Raw genomic sequence first — 17,958 nt, 5'->3', positions numbered from 1 at the left:
TTTCAGCCAATCTCGAAGGTATGCGATAGAAATGAACGACGAGCATTACCTGTCGGCGTCCTGCAATCCGCCATGTCGATCACAATTTATCTCTTCAGCGCCAGGCCGACGGCAATGAAGGTCCAGCCTTGGAAAATCAGGTCGACGGCTAGGAACAGGCCGAGCACCCACACGCTGTTGAACGGCCAACCCATGGCGATGACCAGTCCCGCCAGCGCGCTGATGACGCCGGCCGTGACCACCCAGCCCCAGCCCGGCTGCGGCCGGTGGCTGTAGCCGACCCAGGCCCTGAGCACGCCTGAGGCAAGCAGCGCGACCGCCAGGAGGAATGTCAGCACCGCCGAGGCCAGCAGTGGATTGTAGAAGGCGAAGAACCCGGCGACGGCGTAGAGAAGCCCGCTGAGCAGCCAATAGAAGAAGCGGCCCCATGTCTTCACGCCGAAGGCATGGATGATCTCGACAATGCCGGCCATCAGCATCAGCCAGCCGACGACATAAACCGAGGCGACGGTTGCGATGAACAGATTGCCGAAAGCAATGCCGCCGACGATGAGCAGCAGCACCCCGAGCGCGACGAACCATCCCCACTTCGCCCGCGTCTGGCCAATGGCGTCTTTCATGGCATCGCTGTGCACGGTCATTGCCCTTCTCCGTCAAGGTTGCCTAGCTTCTTTGTTCCGAAAGGTAGCGCCGATCGCCTTGCCCGTCCAGCGAGCAGGCTGTGAGCGCAACACTCCCGAGCGATCCGCTTGCCAGACCTTCGCTTTTTATCCGAAGCGGCCAAATACCAGATGGAATATTCGATCGTGTGCAGCGGTGGGCCAGCGCTAAAAGATGACAAGCGGGTTTACGGGCGACCCCCGTCGTCCCGTGTATTCGCCATGGCGCAAGTGAAACGAAAAATTGCCAGCGCTGGAATTGGCCCTTTATCGATGACGTGCGGCTGCTGCTGTATACCGTTTTCTACGCTTGATGAGGCTGGGGAAGCAAAATGAGCGATATGGACGAACACCGCGATCTGCTGGAGATCAATGCCATCCGCAGGCTGTTGACGTCAAAACCACGAACGGTCCGCTGGGACGAACGCCGGGCACGGCTCGACGAAGTCGGTTCGGTCTGGCCGGTCGCGGAGGACATCCGATGCGAGCATGTGGTTTTCGATGGCCTCGAGGGAGAGTGGTCCCTGGCGCCTGGCAGTGACAGGGATAAGATTCTGCTCTTTTTCCACGGTGGCGGCTACTGCTCCGGCTCTCTTAAAAGTCATCGTCGAATGGTGACCGAGGCAGGTCGGGCAATGGGAATGCGCACCCTCGCGATCGACTATCGACGCGCGCCGGAACATCCTTTCCCTGCGCAACATGAAGACGCACTCACCGCATGGCGCTTTCTGAGGCGGCAAGGCATCGCGCCGGATCGCATCGTGGTTGGGGGAGACAGTGCGGGCGGCAATCTCACCCTGTGCCTGGTCAGTATATTGCGCACGGCAGGCGAGCGGTTGCCGCGATGTCTTTGGCTGTGTTCGCCCTGGACGGACCTTTCGATGTCCGGCGCGACACTATCAACCAAGGACGCAATCGACCCTATCATCCACCGGGCGTATTTGGGGGAACTGGCAACCGCCTATGTTCCCAATGGCGTTGGTCGGCGCGATCCGCTGATCTCGCCTTTGTTCGCCGATCTGAGCGGATTTCCCCCAATGCTTATACAAGTCGGTTCGGCCGAGACGCTGTTGTCGGACGCAACTCGGCTCGCGGAAGCCGCTGGCGCGGCTGACGTCAAAGTACGTCTCGAAATTTGGCCGCATATGATTCACGCTTGGCCGGTTTGGAATGCGGGGCTGGGTGCCGGTCGGCGCGCTCTTCACAGCGCGGGCATGTTTGCCCGCGAATATTTATAACCCCTGCCGAAGCAGCTGCTGGCGCATTCCAAACGTCTTGATCTGGAATCTTGGTGCGCCAGTACAATTCGCTGCAATGCGGAAAACAGCCCGGCCAACGCTGCCAAGGTTACGGACATTAAGTCAAATTTTACCGAACTGGCGCCATGGCTTGGATGAAGGCTGATAGTGTTCGTCAACGCGTTCGACGTATGGAGTAACGATGCGGTCTGTCCCGACGGTCTTGGCCGCATTCATGCTCGGCACCTGCGGCGTTGCCAAGGCAGGCGAGGGCACCTTCGGCTGGATGTCCGGAGACTGGTACCTGACGGTCGGCGCCACCGGCATGGTTGCCCCGAATTTCGAAGGCGGCAAACGGTACCTGCTCAGCGCCTCGCCGATCATCTCGCTCGGCAAGGCTGGTCCCGCGGCGCGCTTCACCTCGCGCAACGACAATATCTCGTTGGCATTGATCGACGATGGCGGCGTCCGCGCCGGCCTGACAGGCAAGTTCCTGTTTTCCCGCGACGGTGGTGATGCCGACGAGTTGAAGGGTCTCGACCCGGTGCCCTGGGGCGGCGAGGCTGGCGGCTTCTTCGAATTCTATCCTTTGGATTGGCTGCGTGCCCGCGCCGAATTGCGGCATGGCATTCGCGCCCATAACGGCTTTGTCGCCGACATCGCCGCCGACGCCTTTTACGATGTGACCCCCGATGTCAGGATTTCGGGCGGGCCGCGCGTTTCGTTCGCCTCATCGGACTATTTCGACGCCTATTACGGCGTTGATGCCGAGGAGTCCCTGGCCTCGGGGCTCAGCGAATATCATCCCGGTGGCGGGGTGAAGTCGGCGGGCCTGGGCGGCGCGGTGACCTGGAAGGTGACCGAACCGATGACGGCCAGTCTGTTCGGCGAATATTCCCGCCTGATGGGCCCGGCCGGCGATTCCAGCCTGGTCAAGGAGCGCGGCGATCGCAACCAGTTCACGATCGGCGTGTCGACGACCTATCGCTTCGATTTCTCGATGTGAGCGGGCGGGCGTCGGCTCATTTGATCAAACGGCTGTCGAACGGATAATGGTATAGGCCCGCAATCGTAATGCGTGACGCATCGTCATGGGTCGGGTTGAGCAGATAGTTGTTTGCCTTGCGCATTATGATCGAAGGGATTTTCATGAGCGCGTAACGATTGGCCGAGAGAAAGTCCGTGCCCTGTCGCCGTGTCGATTCCATGTCCTTGTCCCAGCCGTCATGGATAACCGGTTCGGTCATTTCTATTCCGTCCGGAACGTCGATTTCGATAAGCTGGTAGGTTTCCGGAACGGTTTCGCGCGTCGCATGCACCAGTATCTCCAGCAGTGCCGTCGAAGGGTGGTCGGTGCAATAGACGATGGGCATCCCGCGCCTGTTCCATCTTCCATCAACGAGCGTTCCGCCACGACCCGAGAGATCCGCGAAATTGGAGATGCGCCAGATGCGCATCGTCAGGCAAGCATGCCAAAGTCGATACGGATAAGCTCTTCGGAAACGACGTGGGCGCCGGTCTCTGTCTCAAGGAGATCGATCGGCCTTGCACCATCCAATGCTATGATCTCGCTTCTCAGCCAACGCTGGGCTTTCTCATGGCTACCGAATACCCGATCCGCCTGCTCGGCGATGCGTTCAAGGCGCAGCGCGCGGTCGGATTCAGCTGGCGAAAGCGGCTCGGCATGTTCCTTGCGACGCGCCAGCGTGCGGCGGGGGGCAACGATACGATAGAGTTCTTCGCTACTGAAACCCAAACTGCGCAGATGATCGATCTTGTCCGTAGGGACGGAAAAGTCGTGTGTTGCGCGAATTGCCCTTGCTGCGACCGACATGAATTGTTTCCTTGGTACTGCAGGCCATTTGCCTACAAATGTATGCGCAATTGGCACTTAACGCAAGGAAGCATCAGAGTTCGGGCTTTTCAATATCGCCTGTCTCGGTTAAAAGCCCAGCCATGACGAGCTTTTCGCGCCTTCTCGCGACTGCAATACGAATTACAGGCCCGGTGTTCCGGGCGGCTTGACCGCCGCCGGGGCCGCCGGGAATCTTGCGCGCGGCCTCTCGCGCTTTTTCCAGATCATGATAGTTCAACGCCCGGGCTCTTTCACCGCCGGGCAACGCATATGGCAGACGAATGACTGATACCGAGACCGCCGAGACGATCGACTATTCCAAAACGCTCTACCTGCCGCAGACGGATTTTCCGATGCGCGCCGGTTTGCCGGAAAAGGAACCGCTGCTGGTCAAGCGCTGGCAGGACATGGACCTTTACCGCAAGCTGCGCGAAGACGCTGCCGGCCGCGAAAAATACGTGCTGCACGACGGCCCGCCCTATGCCAATGGCAACATCCATATCGGCCATGCGCTGAACAAGATCCTCAAGGACGTCATCACCCGCTCATTCCAGATGCGCGGCTATGACTCGAACTATGTACCCGGTTGGGATTGCCACGGCCTGCCGATCGAATGGAAGATCGAAGAGCAGTACCGCGCCAAGGGCAAGAACAAGGACGAGGTGCCGGTCAACGAGTTCCGGCAGGAATGCCGCGAGTTTGCGGCGCACTGGATCAAGGTGCAGGGTTCCGAATTCCAGCGGCTTGGCGTCGTCGGCGACTTCGACAATCCCTATACGACGATGGCTTTCCACGCCGAGGCGCGGATCGCCGGCGAGCTGCTGAAATTCGCCATGTCCGGCCAGCTCTATCGCGGCTCCAAGCCGGTGATGTGGAGCGTGGTCGAGCGCACCGCGCTGGCCGAGGCGGAGGTCGAATACCAGGACTATGAGTCGGACACGATCTGGGCGAAGTTTCCGGTCGTCAGCCTCGCTCGCCAGGTCATCAACATCGAGGATGGGCAGCCAGCCCTGGATCCCAAACTGACGCAGACGTCGCTCGATCTGCTTGATGCCAACGTCGTCATCTGGACGACGACGCCGTGGACAATCCCCGGCAATCGCGCCGTCAATTACTCGCCGCGCATCAACTATGGTCTCTACGAGGTTACGGCGGCCGAGAACGCCTTTGGTCCCCAGCCCGGCGAAAAGCTGATCTTTGCTGAGAAACTTGCCGACGACGCTGCCGCGAAGGCCAAGGTCACCCTGAATCGGCTTCGCAACGTTGGCGCCGAAGAGCTTGAAAATCTTACGCTTTCGCATCCCCTCAAAAGTCTGGGTGGCGGCTACGATTTTCCCGTGCCCATGCTCGCCGGCGATCATGTCACCGACGATGCCGGCACCGGATTCGTCCACACCGCGCCGGGACACGGCCGGGAAGACTTTGACGCCTGGATGGATGCCGCCTCTGATCTTCGCCAGCGCGGCATCGACACTGCGATCCCCTTCACCGTTGACGATGCCGGCTTCTTCACCAAGGACGCGCCGGGCTTCGGCCCGCACCGCGAGGGTGGAGCGGCGCGCGTCATCGACGACAATGGCAAGAAGGGCAACGCCAACCAGGCTGTCATCGACGAGCTGATCAAGCGCAACGCGCTGTTCGCGCGCGGCCGCCTGAAGCACTCCTATCCGCATTCCTGGCGCTCGAAGAAGCCGATCATCTTCCGCAACACGCCCCAATGGTTCGTCTATATGGACAAGGAGCTTGGCGACGGCACGACGCTGCGCGGCCGCGCGCTGAAAGCCATCGACGATGCCCGCTTCGTGCCCGCCGCCGGCCAGAACCGCATCCGCGCCATGATCGAGGAGCGCCCCGACTGGGTGCTGTCGCGCCAGCGCGCCTGGGGCGTGCCGATCGCCGTCTTTGCCGATGCCGACGGCAACGTGCTGCGCGACGAGGCAGTCAACCAGCGCATCATGGACGCCTTCGAGAAAGAAGGCGCCGACGCCTGGTTCGCCGCCGGCGCCAAGGAGCGGTTCCTCGGCAATCACGATGCCTCGAGATGGCAGCAGGTCATGGACATCCTCGATGTCTGGTTCGATTCAGGCTCGACGCATGCCTTCACGCTTGAGGACCGGCCCGACCTGAAATGGCCGGCCGACCTCTATCTCGAAGGCTCCGATCAGCATCGCGGCTGGTTCCACTCGTCGCTGCTCGAAAGCTGCGGCACCAGGGGCAGGGCGCCCTATGACACCGTCGTCACCCATGGCTTCACCATGGATGAGGAGGGGCGGAAAATGTCGAAGTCGCTCGGCAACACCGTCGTGCCGCAGGACGTCATCAAGCAGTCCGGCGCCGACATCTTGCGGCTGTGGGTGGTGACGACCGATTATTGGGAAGACCAGAGGCTCGGCAAGAACGTGCTGCAGACCAATATCGACGCCTACCGCAAGCTGCGCAACACCATCCGCTGGATGCTGGGCACGCTCGCCCATGACGACGGCGAGGAGGTGCCGCTGGACAAGATGCCGGAACTTGAGCGGCTGATGCTGCACCGGCTCGCTGAACTCGATGAAGCCGTACGCTCGGGCTACGACGCGTTCGAATTCAAGCGCATCACCCGCGCGCTGCTCGACTTCATGGTGGTCGAGCTGTCGGCCTTCTATTTCGACATCCGCAAGGACGCGCTTTACTGCGAAGCGCCTTCCAGCGTGAAGCGCAAGGCTTCCGTGCAGGTGGTGCGCCATCTCTTCGACTGCCTGGTGAAATGGCTGGCGCCGATGCTGCCCTTCACTATGGAGGAGGCTTGGCTCGACCGTCATCCGGATGCGGTCTCCGTGCATCTCGACCAGTTCCCGAAAATCCCGGCGGACTGGAAGGACGAGGCGCTGGCGGAGAAGTGGCGCAAGGTGCGGCAGGTCCGCCGTGTCGTCACCGGCGCGCTGGAAATCGCCCGCGCGCAGAAGGTCATCGGCTCTTCGCTGGAAGCGGTGCCGGTCGTCACCCTCGACGATGCCGCGCTCGAAGCGGCGATCGCCGATGTCGATATGGCAGAGATGGCGATCACCAGTGATCTGGTTATCGTGCACGGCAAGGCGCCGGCGGGCAGCTTTACCCTCGACGACGTCAAGGGCGTCGCCGTGGTCGTCGAGAAGGCGGAGGACCGCGGCCTGGTGAAGTGCGCGCGCTCCTGGCGCTACACCGCCGATGTCGGCTCAGATCCGGAATTCCCGGATGTTTCGGCCCGTGACGCCGCTGTCCTGCATGAACTCAAGGCTTTGAGCCGCCTCTAAGGCGGTGCACAAATGCCAAGGCGGGCAGCCGATCGGCCCCGGCGCGTTGCCCTTAACGAGTGGTTGAGGTAAACACGCGAAACTCCGGACGACAAATTGTCGCCGGAATTCCGTCGGAAGAGCATAGGCGACGGGGACCGGACCTTTCTTTGGCCGGCGGCAATCGAGAGGCTGTCTACAGTGGGACTTTTTGGCATGACCGAGAGAACTTACGCGCGCGTTGCGCTGCTGGCGCCGCTTGTCGTATCGGGCCTCGCCTTGTCCGGCTGCATGGGCTCGCCCACTTACGGGACCGACAAGCCTGCTGCCTCGCAGCTTGCCGACGACCTCACGGGGGCTTTTTCCTTTGCACCCAAGCGCAAGAACAACATCGACTACAAGCCGCGCCCCACGCTGGTGAAGCCAGGGCCGGGGCAGAAGGAAGTGTTGCCGCCGCCCCAGGAAAGCATCGAGACGGCAAGTGCCGAATGGCCCGAATCGCCGGAGCAGCGCCGTGCCCGCCTGCGCGCCGATGCCACCCTGCATCAGGACGACCCGGCCTACCAGGCGCAGATTGTCGATGACGTGCAGACCGACCCGGTGGCCGTCAAGGCCGCGATGGCGCAGTCGGCTTCGAGCCATCCGCCGGCCTGGACTCCAGCGGATTCGGACAAGGGCCGCGCCGCGGAAGTCAAGCGCCGTCTGGCTGAAGGCAAACAGGGCGACCCGACCACCCGCAGATATCTGAGCGAGCCGCCGGTGCAATACCGCGCCGCCGCCCCCACCGCGCCGGTGGATGACCTCGGCGAGGATGAGTACAAGAAGGAACGCCGCCTCAAGAAGGAGGCGGCCGCCAAGAGCAAGAGCGGCGGCATGTTCGACTGGCTGCCCTGGTAGACTGGCTGGGCCAGAGACGTTCTTGCCTGGATTGGCTGGCTGGATTGGCTGACTTGGATTTGGACCGTCTGCCGGACCGGAAAATTAGGGTCCGCGTCGCTCGCGAAAAAAGTCTTTCAGCAGCGCTGCCGCAGCGTTCTCGGCCATGCCCGGATAGATGTCGGGCACATGGTGGCAGGTCGGTGACGTGAAGAAGCGAACGCCGTTGACCACTGCGCCGCCCTTCTCGTCGGCAGCGCCGAAATAGAGCCGGCGCAACCTGGCGAAGGAGATGGCGCCGGCGCACATGGCGCACGGCTCCAGCGTCACATAGAGATCGTGGCCGCTGAGCCGCTCGCTGGAAAGCTTGCGGCAGGCTTCGCGGATCGCCAGCATCTCGGCATGAGCGGTGGGATCGGCGAACTCGCGGGTGCGGTTGCCGGCACTCGCAACGACCGTATCGCCGCCGACGACGACCGCGCCAACCGGCACCTCGCCACGCTGGGCGGCGGCTTCGGCCTCTTTCAGCGCCAGCGCCATGAAATCCTGCCGCTTCACGCGGTTTCCATTCCGATTATCTCCTCGCCACTTGAGCGCGATCCTGTTACTACCCGCGCAAACGAGCAAAGGCCACATGGACGACAAAAAGAAGAAATTCCCGCGCAAGGCCGGCCCGAAACCGGCGGGGCCGCGCGGTCGCGATAGCGCTCCTGGCAAGGGCGTCAAGCCGTCCTTCGGCGCCAAAAAAACCTACACTCCGCGCGGCGACCGGCCGGCGGCGGCCGAAGGCGAACGGCCGAAGCGCGACTTCAAAGGCGACCGGCCATTCAGCAAAGGGCCGCGTCCAGAAGGCAAGCCTTATGAACAGCGCGACGGTCCACGCAAGCCGTACGCACCGCGCGGCGACCGGCCAGCGGCGGCCGAAGGCGAACGGCCGAAGCGCGACTTCAAAGGCAGCGACCGGCCGTTCAGCAAAGGGCCGCGTCCGGAGGGCAAGCCTTATGAGAAGCGCGAAGGTCCGCGCAAGCCCTACGCGCCGCGCGGCGACCGGCCGGTCGCAGCCGAAGGCGAGCACGGTGAAAGGCGCTTCGACCGTCCCAAGCGTGACTTCGGCGATCGTCCTAAGCGTGATTTTGGCGGCGATCGGCCGCAAGGTGCACAAACGGCACGGGCGGCGTCGGACGGCGGCTTCAAGCCGCGCCCGCGTCGCGTCGAGGTAACGGAAGAAGCCGGCGAACGCATTGCCAAGCGGCTGGCGCGTGCCGGCCTGGCCTCGCGCCGCGATGCCGAGGAATTGATTGCGGCCGGTCGCGTCAAGGTCAATGGCAAGGTGTTGTCCTCGCCGGCCTTCAACGTGATGCCCGGCGACATCATCCATCTCGACGGCATGGAGATCCCGCCGATCGAGCGCACCAGGCTGTTCCTGTTCCACAAACCGGCCGGCGTGGTCACCACCAATCGCGATCCCGAAGGCCGCAAGACCGTCTTCGATGTGCTGCCCCCCGGGCTGCCGCGGCTGATGACCATCGGCCGGCTCGACATCAACACCGAAGGCCTCCTGCTGCTTACCAATGATGGCGGCCTGTCGCGCGTCCTCGAACTGCCGGCCACCGGCTGGCTCAGGCGCTACCGCGTGCGCGTCCACGGCAAGGTCGAGGAAAGCGCGCTTGCCGGCCTGCGCGAAGGGCTTGCCGTCGACGGCGTCTTTTATGGCGCCATCGAAGCGACGCTCGACCGCGAGCAGGGCTCGAACGCCTGGCTGACACTCGGCCTGCGCGAAGGCAAGAACCGCGAGGTCAGGAACATCCTGGGCTCGCTCGGTCTCGACGTGACGCGGCTGATCCGCATTTCCTACGGGCCGTTCCAGCTCGATGATTTGCCGGAAGGCCATGTGCTGGAGATCAAGGGCCGCGTGCTGCGCGACCAACTCGGCGAGCGTCTGGTCGAAGAGTCCGGCGCCAATTTCGACGCCGATATCGCCAAGCCATTTTCCAACAAGCCGGTCAGGCGTGAGCGGGAGGAGGAGCCTGAGCGGCCGAAATTCACCCGCGACGGCGAACGCCGGCCGATCGGCGAGGGCGGCCTGATCAAGAACCGCAAGCGTCGCGAAGGCAGCCGCGACGAAGCGCTCGGCAAGCTGTCGACAAGCCCCGACAGGAGCTTTGGGCCGAATAAGAGCTTTGGCGAGCGTGGCCCCAGACCTGAACGTAGCGACTTCGGGGACAAACCCCGTGGCGACAAGCCGCGTGGCGGCTTCGGTGGGAAGAAGTCCGAACGCGAGCAGCGGCCGATCGAGCCGCCGGGCCAGCGCAAGGCCAATGTCTGGATGGCGCCGGGCGCACGGCCGATCGGCAAGGGCAGGGCGGAGGCAGACGCCGCCAAGGCGGCAGAAAACAAGGCGCGCAAGGCCTCTTTCAAGCCGTCTTACGGCAAGCCCGGCGGCAAGCCGCAAGGCGGCGGTGCAAAGCCGTTCGGCAAGCCACGCGGCGAGCGTCAGGATGGCGGTGGCGACCGGCCGCGCGGCGGCCCGAAGGGAAGCAATGCGGATCGTCGGCGGTGAGTTTCGCGGGCGTCCGCTGGCGACGCCCCGCACCTTTGCCATCCGCCCGACGACCGACCGCACGCGTGAGGCGGTCTTCAACGTGCTGGCGCATCGCTTTCCCGAAAGACTGGACGGCGCGCGCGTCCTCGACCTGTTCGCCGGCACCGGTGCGCTCGGCCTCGAAGCGCTGTCGCGCGGCGCCTCCTACGCTGTCTTCATCGAAGAATCCGCCGAGGGGCGCGGCCTGATCCGCACCAATGTCGAGGCCTTCGGCCTCACCGGCCGCACCAAGACATTCCGCCGCGACGCGACGGCCCTGGGCGAGGCGGGCACCATCGCCGCATTCGGCCTGGTCTTCGCCGATCCGCCCTATGGCAAAGGCCTTGGCGAACGGGCCTTGCGCTCGGCCAAGGCCGGCGGCTGGCTCGCCCCCGGCGCGCTCTGCGTCGTCGAGGAAGCGGCGGCGGCGCCGTTCGAGGCAGGGCCGGGCTTTTCGGTTGTCGATGAGCGCAACTATGGCGAGACGGTCATCCGGTTTATCGAGGCCGCCTGAATTCGGTGTCCGCGATGGCGCCTTCAAAATGACGCACAATTCGCTTTGCCTCGACCAGCAACCCCGCCTATCGTCCGACCACCAAACCGGAGCCATCTATGACATTTCAGGCTGAATGGCTGCGCGGAACGCTCTTGGGGCTGGCTCTGGTGATGGCCGCGCCGGCTCTGGCGGGCAACAATCCCGACGACGGCGTCGTGACCGATTTCCTGCTCGACAACGGCATGGAGGTCGTCGTCATCCCCGATCACCGCGCCCCGATCGTCACCCATATGGTCTGGTACAAGATCGGCAGCGCCGACGAGCCGCCGGGCAAGTCCGGCATCGCCCATTTCTTCGAGCATCTGATGTTCAAGGCGACCAGCAACCATGCGGCCGGCGAGCTCGACCGCGCCGTCGCCGCCATCGGCGGCTCGGACAACGCCTTTACCTCCTACGACTACACCGCCTTTCACGAGACGGTGGTGCCGCAGGCGCTCGGTGAGATGATGGGCTTCGAGGCCGACCGCATGCGCAACCTCATCCTCACCGACGATGTCATCAAGACGGAGCGCGACGTCATCCTCGAGGAGCGCCGCTCGCGCATCGATAGCAATCCGCAGGCGGTGCTCGACGAGGAAGTCGATGCCACGCTGTGGCAGAACCAGCCCTACCGCATCCCGGTCATCGGCTGGATGCAGGAGATGGAGAAGCTGAACCGCACCGACGCGATGGCCTTCTACAACAAGTATTATACACCCAATAACGCCGTGCTGGTGGTGGCCGGCGATGTCGAGCCGGAAACGGTCAAGGCGCTGGCCGAAAAGACCTATGGCAAGGTCGCGCGCGGCCCGGATCTGCCGCCGCGCATCCGCCCGGTCGAGCCGGAGCAGAACACCAGGCGTACGGTGACGCTGACCGACGGGCGCGTCAGCGTGCCGAGCTTTACCACGCAGTGGGTGGTTCCGTCCTATCACACGGCAAAGCCCGGCGAAGCCGAAGCGCTCGACGTGCTGTCCGAAATCCTCGGCGGCGGCAACCGCAGCCGGCTCTATCAGGAGCTTGTCGTCAGGCAAGGCATTGCCGCGACGGCCGGCGCCTTCTTCCAGGGCACCATGCTCGACGACACCAATTTCACCGTCTACGGCGCGCCGCGCGGCGATGCCAAGCTTGCCGACGTCGAGGCCGCGGTCGACACCGAGATCGCCCGCATCGCCAAAGACGGCGTCACCAGCGACGAGCTGGAAAAATCCAAGGACCGTTTCGTCCGCTCGATGATCTTTGCCCGCGACAAGCAGGAGGACATGGCCAACATCTACGGCTCGACGCTCGCCACCGGCGGCAACGTCCAGGACGTTCAGCAATGGCCGGACCGCATCCGCAAGGTCACCGCCGACCAGGTCAAGGAAGTCGCTGCCCGCTACCTCCATCTCGACCACGCAACGACCGGCTATCTTCTGCCGCAAACCCAAGCTGGGAATTGATGTGATGATGAGCCAGCATGGTCCCGCTCTGCCTTCTCCCGTCGTGGGCTCCTCCCCTTCTCCCACAAAGGGAGAAGGGAAGCGCCAGCACGCCGGCCCGCTTCTAGCAACCCTCATCCTCTCCCTCGTCTTCCTCGTCCTGCCGGCGCTTTCCGCCCGTGCTGCCATGAACATCCAGGAGGTGACCTCGTCGAAGGGCATTACCGCCTGGCTGGTGGAGGATTATTCGGTGCCGATCGTCGCCATCCGCTTCGTTTTCGATGGCGGCGCGACGCAGGATCCGCCCGGTAAGGAAGGGCTTGCCAATCTGATGAGCGGCCTGTTCGACGAAGGTGCCGGCAACCTCGACAGCGAGGCCTTCCAGATCAAGCTTGACGAGGTCGGCGCCGAGATGAGCTTCGATGCGCAGCGCGACGGCATCTACGGTTCGATGCGCATGCTGGCCGACCAGCGCGACGGCGCCTTCGACCTGTTGCGCGTGGCGGTCAACCAGCCGCGCTTCGACCAGGTGCCGATCGACCGCATCCGCGCGCAAATCCTGTCCGGCATCATCGCCAGCGAGCGCGATCCCGATACGCTCGCCCAACGCAAATGGCTGGACGCGATCTACGGCAGGCATCCCTATGCGCGGCCCGACCAGGGCACCAGGCAAAGCATCGCGACGATCACGCCGGCCGATCTCAGCGCCTTCCACAAAGCAAATTTCGCCCGCGACGGCCTGCATGTCGCGGTGGTCGGCGCCATCGACGCCGAGACGCTGAAGCAGAAGCTCGACCTGGTGTTCGGCAGCCTGCCGGAAAAGCAGGCGCTGACGCCCGTTCCCGACATCGACCTGAAGCTTGGTCAGCAGCTCGAGGTCGTGTACGACCAGCCGCAGGCCTCGCTGCAACTCGCCTATCCCGGGGTGAAGCGGAATGCGCCGGACTTCTTCGCCGCGGTGCTGATGAACGAGATCCTCGGCGGCGGCACCTTCACCTCGCGGCTGTTCGACGAGGTACGCGAAAAGCGCGGCTTGGCCTACAGCGTCAGCTCCGACCTCGTCGACCACCAGCATTCCGAGGCGCTGTCCATCACCACCTCGACCCGCGCCGACAGGGCGGCCGAGACGCTGGCCGTGGTGCGCGACGTGGTCAAGCGTATGGCCGAGGATGGGCCGACCGAAGCCGAGCTGGCGGCGACCAAGAAATACATGATCGGCGCCTACGCCATCAACAATCTGAATTCCTCGGGCGCGATCGCCTCAACGCTGGTCGAGATCCAGCTCGGCAAGCTCGGCATCGACTACATGCAGCGCCGCGCCGCCCTGATAAACGCGGTGACGCAGGACCAGGTGAAAGCGGTGGCGAAAAAGCTGCTCTCCGCCGAGCCGGCCGTCATGGTGGTCGGGCCGAAGCTGGGCGCGGCCAACAAGGGATGAGCCCTAGCTTCGGCATCGCCTTTGGCGGCGGCGGCGCGCGCGGGCTGGCGCATATCCATGTAATCGAGGCGCTGGACGAGCTGGGCATCAGGCCGGCGGCAATCGCCGGCTCGTCGATCGGCGCCATCATGGGCGCCGGCATGGCCTCGGGTATGACCGGCAAGGATATCCACGACTATGCGCGCTCGATCCTCGGCCGGCGCGCCGAGGTGGCGACGCGCATGTGGCGGGCGCGGCCCGGCACTTTTGCCGAAGCGATGCAGGGCGGCCTGCGGGTCAGCCAGTTCAATGTCGAGCGCATCCTCAAGGCGTTCCTGCCCGATGCCATTCCCGAGACCTTCGCCGAACTCAAAATTCCGCTGAAGGTGACGGCAACGGATTTTTATGGCCACAAGCTCGCGGTGTTGGCCGAAGGCGAACTGCCTTCGGCGCTGGCCGCCTCGGCGGCGATTCCGGCGGTGTTCCGCCCGGTGATGCGCGACGGCAGGATGCTGATCGACGGCGGCATCTACAATCCCGTGCCGTTCGACCTGATCGAGCTGGACGCCGACATCATCATTGCCGTCGACGTGGTCGGCGCGCCGACCGAGGCCGGGCGCAAATTCCCGACCTCGGTCGACCTGATGTTCGGCGCCACGCAGCTGATGATGCAGTCGATCATCGCCAGCAAGCTGAACCAGAGCCGGCCCGACATATTGGTCCGGCCGGCGGTGTCGAAATACCGGGTGCTCGACTTCATGAAGGTCGAGGCGCTGATGGCCGAGACGGTTGCGATCAAGGACGAGCTGAAGCGCGAGGTGGAGCAGGCGCTGAAGGCGAGGGAAGACGCTGCGGTCGCGGGCAGGCAGCGGACGGTGTAGGGAAGCTGCCAATCTCCCCTCTTGAGGGGGAGATGTCGCCGAAGGCGACAGAGGGGGTCGTCTCGCGTAATGCGCCAACCCCGCCGTCGAAAGAGAGAAACCGCGCCCGGTCGAACCGACCCCCTCTGCCCTGCCGGGCATCTCCCCCTCGAGGGGGGAGATTGGCTGATCACGCCGTCCCGGCCGCATACTCCAACGCCACCACGCCGTTGCTGAATTGCGTGGCCGAGATCAGCTCGAGCGGCAATTGCGCGCCGGGCGGGAACAGCAGCTTGCCCTGGCCGACGGCACCGGGGTAGCTGAGCAGCCTGATGCGGTCGACCAGGCCGTTGCGCAGCAATTCCTGCGCGACGCTGAGGCTGCCATGCACATAGATGTTGCCGCCGCTGCCTTGCTTCAGCCCTCTGACCGCTTCCGGCAACGCGCCCTGCAGCAGCTCGGCCGGCTGCCAATCGAGCGCCTGCAAGCTGGTCGAGGCGATATATTTCGGCAGCGCGTTGAACCGGTCGGCGAAGTCTCCGGTCTCCTTGGGCCACGAGCCGGCAAATATCTGATAGGTCGTGCGTCCCAAAAGCATGGCACCACTGTCGGCAAGCTCGTCGTCCTTGAACTTTTGCATCTCATCGTTCCAGGCGACGCTCGGCAGCTTCTCGACCTCGGCGATGCCGTCGACGCTGATGAATTCGGTGACGATGAGTTTTCTCATGGCGGGTTCCTTTCTGCCGAGCGCGGGTCTTGTGCGAACTGCAGCGTCAACTAGCGCGGCGCTTTTTCAGGGGGAGGGTTTTCCTGTCTGCTTCCAAAGACCGATACCGTGGGAAAAGCTTCTTCGACCCGCCCGCCGTTCGGTCATGCCACAAGGTCCGCGTCGGGTGGGATCTTTTTTGCCTGTCCCCGATTGGATCTGGTTCGTAGTTACGGGCTGCCTACAGGTTGGCAATACCGGCTTTCAGCAGTCCTTCGCGGATGTGCTGCACATCGGACTCCTGGGCATAGTGCAGGGTGGCGATGAATGAATCGAGGTCGAATTGGGGATCGAGCGTTCTGATCTTGCCCAGATGCGCCGCGGCCGCGATTTCGTCGCCGAGCCAGCCGTAGCAGGCAGCGGCGAAAGCGTGCTGAGCCGCGTCCATGGCTGACAGATGCATGAAAGCTTCGATCGCCTCGCCATACTGGCGCGCGGCGAAATGCGCCTTTCCCAGATGGCTCCAGAACCTCTCCGGGTGGTGTGGGTTCAACTGCATGGCCTTGCGGATCCATTCAATTCCCTCTTCCGGTCTCCCGAGCCACGTCAATAACTCGCCTTGCTGCACCACCACGAGGTCGTAATTGGGATTGAGGGCCAGCGCCCGCTCTTGATGGTAGCGCGCGGTGGTCAGCTCATTGTTGTTCACGTTCACTGCCGCGAGAATGCGGTGGACATCGGCATCGTTGTTGTCCAGCGCCAGCGCCCTGTCCAGCGCCGCCATAATGCTGTTCCAGACGGCATCCCTGTCTTCGCACCAGTTATGGACCCAGGCCTGGCCAAGAATGCAGGCCCGCCAGGCATGGGCATGGGCATAATCGGGGTCGAGCGCGACGGCCCTTTCTATCAAGGTTCGCGCGCGTTCATTATCCGCAATCGTGCTTCGGTGATGCAGCACCTTGGCAGCAAGCACACATTCATACGCGGCCATGTTTGCAGGTTTCGCCCGCGCGAGCTGGTCCCGCTGAGCCGCCTCGACACGACCGGGCAGCGTGGCTGCGATCGCCGCCGTCACCTCATCCTGAATCGCGAATATGTCGACCAGCTTCCGGTCATACTTGTCTGCCCAGATATGAGCGTCATTCGCCGTGTCGATGAGCTGAACCGTCACGCGCACCCTCTCGCCGATCTTGCGGACGCTTCCCTCCACCAGGTATTGGACGTCGAGTTTCTCCGCCACCTCACGCACATTCACGGCGCGGTTCTTGTAGACGAAGCTGGAATTGCGCGAGATGACGAACAACTCATGGTGGCGGGACAGTTCGGTGATGATGTCCTCGGTCAGTCCGTCCGCGAAAAATTCCTGCTCGGGGTCGCCGCTCATGTTGGTGAATGGCAGCACCACTATCGAAGGTTTCGAAATGGATCGCTTTGCCTCGACTTCCGGCAGGACAGGACTGTCAAGCCCGATGCGATAGAGGCGAACCGGGCGGCTGATGTTCTTCAACGTCTTCTCGCCCAGGTCCTCCATGGCAATTTCGAGACGGTCGGCAATCTGGGTCGCCACCGCTGCGGTCACGCAGATGCCGCCGACGTCGGCGAGTTGCTCGATGCGCGAGGCAATATTGACACCGTCGCCGAAAATATCCTCATCGTCGAAAATGATGTCGCCGAGATTTATGCCGATCCTGAACTCGATACGCCGTTCTTGCGGCACATCCGAATTGCGCCGTTTCATGCGCTGTTGGATTTCCACGGCGCATTTCACGGCATCGGTCACGCTCTGGAACTCAACGAGCATGCCGTCTCCGGTGGTCTTGATGATCCGGCCCTTGTTCTTCGCAATGGCGGGATCGACCAGTTCTATGCGATGGGTCCGAAGGCGTGCGAGCGTGCCGGATTCGTCGGCCTCCATTAGCCGGCTGTAGCCCGCCATATCGGCAGCCAGAATTGCGGCTAGTCTCTGTTCCATCGCTGAACCAAAAACCAAGCCTACGCTTCCTGGGCCGCCAAATCCAGCAATTTGGGCTTGTGGCTGGATCAAGAAGCCTTCCTGCCGGCAGCAGCAAGAAAGGGCGGATCAGAACCTTCCGCCTTCCGCCTGCTGGCTGCGAACTCGATCGCATCAATCGCGGGAGGCGCGGCGTCAGTTCGTCGAGGCGACATATTTCGGCAGCGCGTTGAACCGGTCGGCGAAATCTCCGGTTTCCTTGGCCACGAGCCGGCAAAGATCTCATAGGTCGGGCGCCCCAAAAGCATGGCGCCGCTGTCGGCAAGCTCGTCGTCCTTGAATTTTTGCATCTCAGCGTTCCAGGCCACGCTCGGCAGCTTCTCGATCTCGGCGATCCCGTCGACGCTGATGATGGACGGAAATTCGCAACCGATCCCATTTGAAAGAACGGGATTTCTTTACCCGTAACGCCAATCTGTAGTAAACCCACGGTGAGCTTCGGCTCCGAATCCGAGGATCCCGATGGAAACGCATTCCGACGCAGGCCAATCGCTTGGCAGATTCACCTCGCTGTTGTCAGAGGGAGTGTGTCCAAGACCGATCTATGA

At 63.2% G+C, this 17,958-nt stretch carries 16 protein-coding genes; 9 read left to right on the top strand and 7 right to left on the bottom strand.

Annotated features, from left to right (window positions below; all coding sequences use genetic code 11):
* Window positions 1-86: 86 nt before the first annotated feature.
* Entirely contained in the window at window positions 87-641 is a 555-nt protein-coding gene (locus NKI79_RS15605; protein WP_352802542.1) for an HdeD family acid-resistance protein, read from the bottom strand.
* Between the two features lie 350 nt (window positions 642-991).
* On the opposite strand from NKI79_RS15605, the gene NKI79_RS15600 reads away from it, so the two are divergent.
* On the top strand, window positions 992-1,897 hold the full coding sequence (locus tag NKI79_RS15600; protein WP_352508896.1) for an alpha/beta hydrolase: 906 nt from the start codon (window positions 992-994) through the stop codon (window positions 1,895-1,897).
* 202 nt (window positions 1,898-2,099) lie between these two features.
* Window positions 2,100-2,903 carry a MipA/OmpV family protein gene (locus NKI79_RS15595; protein WP_352802540.1) on the top strand — a complete coding sequence of 268 codons (804 nt, stop codon included), beginning with the start codon at window positions 2,100-2,102 and terminating at the stop codon, window positions 2,901-2,903.
* 16 nt (window positions 2,904-2,919) lie between these two features.
* Here NKI79_RS15595 and NKI79_RS15590 read toward each other — a convergent pair whose 3' ends face one another.
* The 3 genes from NKI79_RS15590 to NKI79_RS15580 form a co-directional block, all read right to left on the bottom strand.
* Window positions 2,920-3,354, bottom strand: a complete 435-nt coding sequence (locus tag NKI79_RS15590) for an RES family NAD+ phosphorylase (protein ID WP_254817429.1) — start codon at window positions 3,352-3,354, stop codon at window positions 2,920-2,922.
* 2 nt (window positions 3,355-3,356) lie between these two features.
* Window positions 3,357-3,731 (bottom strand): Xre family toxin-antitoxin system antitoxin, encoded by a 375-nt coding sequence (locus NKI79_RS15585; protein WP_254817430.1) that lies wholly within the window; start codon window positions 3,729-3,731, stop codon window positions 3,357-3,359.
* A gap of 73 nt (window positions 3,732-3,804) precedes the next feature.
* Window positions 3,805-3,990, bottom strand: a complete 186-nt coding sequence (locus tag NKI79_RS15580; RefSeq protein WP_352802539.1) for a hypothetical protein — start codon at window positions 3,988-3,990, stop codon at window positions 3,805-3,807.
* A 43-nt stretch (window positions 3,991-4,033) separates the two neighbouring features.
* Here NKI79_RS15580 and ileS point away from each other — a divergent pair, with 43 nt between their 5' ends.
* Entirely contained in the window at window positions 4,034-7,024 is a 2,991-nt protein-coding gene (gene ileS / locus NKI79_RS15575; protein ID WP_352802537.1) for an isoleucine--tRNA ligase, read from the top strand.
* A 195-nt stretch (window positions 7,025-7,219) separates the two neighbouring features.
* The gene (locus tag NKI79_RS15570) at window positions 7,220-7,900 is read left to right on the top strand and encodes a hypothetical protein (RefSeq protein WP_352649680.1); all 681 of its coding nucleotides are present in this window, start codon (window positions 7,220-7,222) and stop codon (window positions 7,898-7,900) included.
* Between the two features lie 84 nt (window positions 7,901-7,984).
* Here NKI79_RS15570 and NKI79_RS15565 read toward each other — a convergent pair whose 3' ends face one another.
* Complete coding sequence (locus tag NKI79_RS15565) at window positions 7,985-8,437, bottom strand: nucleoside deaminase (protein WP_352479909.1); 453 nt, start codon at window positions 8,435-8,437, stop codon at window positions 7,985-7,987.
* 76 nt (window positions 8,438-8,513) lie between these two features.
* On the opposite strand from NKI79_RS15565, the gene NKI79_RS15560 reads away from it, so the two are divergent.
* From NKI79_RS15560 to NKI79_RS15540, 5 genes are all read left to right on the top strand, one after another.
* On the top strand, window positions 8,514-10,439 hold the full coding sequence (locus tag NKI79_RS15560) for a pseudouridine synthase (RefSeq protein WP_352802535.1): 1,926 nt from the start codon (window positions 8,514-8,516) through the stop codon (window positions 10,437-10,439).
* Window positions 10,420-10,974: a 16S rRNA (guanine(966)-N(2))-methyltransferase RsmD gene (gene rsmD / locus NKI79_RS15555; protein ID WP_352802532.1), complete on the top strand. Its 555-nt coding sequence runs from the start codon at window positions 10,420-10,422 to the stop codon at window positions 10,972-10,974. The genes NKI79_RS15560 and rsmD overlap by 20 nt, the downstream gene beginning before the upstream one ends.
* 98 nt (window positions 10,975-11,072) lie before the next feature.
* Window positions 11,073-12,437, top strand: coding sequence for a M16 family metallopeptidase (locus NKI79_RS15550; RefSeq protein WP_352802530.1), 1,365 nt, complete (start codon window positions 11,073-11,075; stop codon window positions 12,435-12,437).
* A gap of 166 nt (window positions 12,438-12,603) precedes the next feature.
* A complete protein-coding gene (locus tag NKI79_RS15545) occupies window positions 12,604-13,854 on the top strand; it encodes a M16 family metallopeptidase (RefSeq protein ID WP_502909819.1) in 1,251 nt (416 codons plus the stop codon).
* Window positions 13,851-14,714, top strand: a complete 864-nt coding sequence (locus tag NKI79_RS15540) for a patatin-like phospholipase family protein (RefSeq protein WP_352703336.1) — start codon at window positions 13,851-13,853, stop codon at window positions 14,712-14,714. The genes NKI79_RS15545 and NKI79_RS15540 overlap by 4 nt, the downstream gene beginning before the upstream one ends.
* A 169-nt stretch (window positions 14,715-14,883) precedes the next feature.
* On the opposite strand, the gene NKI79_RS15535 is transcribed toward NKI79_RS15540, so the two are convergent.
* Together NKI79_RS15535 and NKI79_RS15530 are read right to left on the bottom strand one after the other, a co-directional pair.
* Window positions 14,884-15,420 (bottom strand): dihydrofolate reductase family protein, encoded by a 537-nt coding sequence (locus NKI79_RS15535; protein WP_352802524.1) that lies wholly within the window; start codon window positions 15,418-15,420, stop codon window positions 14,884-14,886.
* A gap of 220 nt (window positions 15,421-15,640) precedes the next feature.
* The gene (locus NKI79_RS15530) at window positions 15,641-17,371 is read right to left on the bottom strand and encodes an adenylate/guanylate cyclase domain-containing protein (protein ID WP_352802521.1); all 1,731 of its coding nucleotides are present in this window, start codon (window positions 17,369-17,371) and stop codon (window positions 15,641-15,643) included.
* Window positions 17,372-17,958: the final 587 nt, after the last annotated feature.

Origin of the sequence: Mesorhizobium sp. M0340, from assembly GCF_040321535.1 — a bacterium.
Lineage (GTDB): Bacteria > Pseudomonadota > Alphaproteobacteria > Rhizobiales > Rhizobiaceae > Mesorhizobium.
This window is presented reverse-complemented; position numbering and strand designations above follow the sequence as displayed.

Coding starts and splice junctions, on each gene's coding strand:
- NKI79_RS15560 (WP_352802535.1), top strand. CDS start 8,514: ATGGACGACAAAAAGAAGAAATTCCCGCGCAAGGCCGGCCCGAAACCG.
- NKI79_RS15605 (WP_352802542.1), bottom strand. CDS start 641: ATGACCGTGCACAGCGATGCCATGAAAGACGCCATTGGCCAGACGCGG.
- NKI79_RS15535 (WP_352802524.1), bottom strand. CDS start 15,420: ATGAGAAAACTCATCGTCACCGAATTCATCAGCGTCGACGGCATCGCC.
- NKI79_RS15595 (WP_352802540.1), top strand. CDS start 2,100: ATGCGGTCTGTCCCGACGGTCTTGGCCGCATTCATGCTCGGCACCTGC.
- NKI79_RS15590 (WP_254817429.1), bottom strand. CDS start 3,354: ATGCGCATCTGGCGCATCTCCAATTTCGCGGATCTCTCGGGTCGTGGC.
- rsmD (WP_352802532.1), top strand. CDS start 10,420: ATGCGGATCGTCGGCGGTGAGTTTCGCGGGCGTCCGCTGGCGACGCCC.
- NKI79_RS15530 (WP_352802521.1), bottom strand. CDS start 17,371: ATGGAACAGAGACTAGCCGCAATTCTGGCTGCCGATATGGCGGGCTAC.
- NKI79_RS15540 (WP_352703336.1), top strand. CDS start 13,851: ATGAGCCCTAGCTTCGGCATCGCCTTTGGCGGCGGCGGCGCGCGCGGG.
- NKI79_RS15600 (WP_352508896.1), top strand. CDS start 992: ATGAGCGATATGGACGAACACCGCGATCTGCTGGAGATCAATGCCATC.
- NKI79_RS15570 (WP_352649680.1), top strand. CDS start 7,220: ATGACCGAGAGAACTTACGCGCGCGTTGCGCTGCTGGCGCCGCTTGTC.
- ileS (WP_352802537.1), top strand. CDS start 4,034: ATGACTGATACCGAGACCGCCGAGACGATCGACTATTCCAAAACGCTC.
- NKI79_RS15545 (WP_502909819.1), top strand. CDS start 12,604: ATGAACATCCAGGAGGTGACCTCGTCGAAGGGCATTACCGCCTGGCTG.
- NKI79_RS15585 (WP_254817430.1), bottom strand. CDS start 3,731: ATGTCGGTCGCAGCAAGGGCAATTCGCGCAACACACGACTTTTCCGTC.
- NKI79_RS15550 (WP_352802530.1), top strand. CDS start 11,073: ATGACATTTCAGGCTGAATGGCTGCGCGGAACGCTCTTGGGGCTGGCT.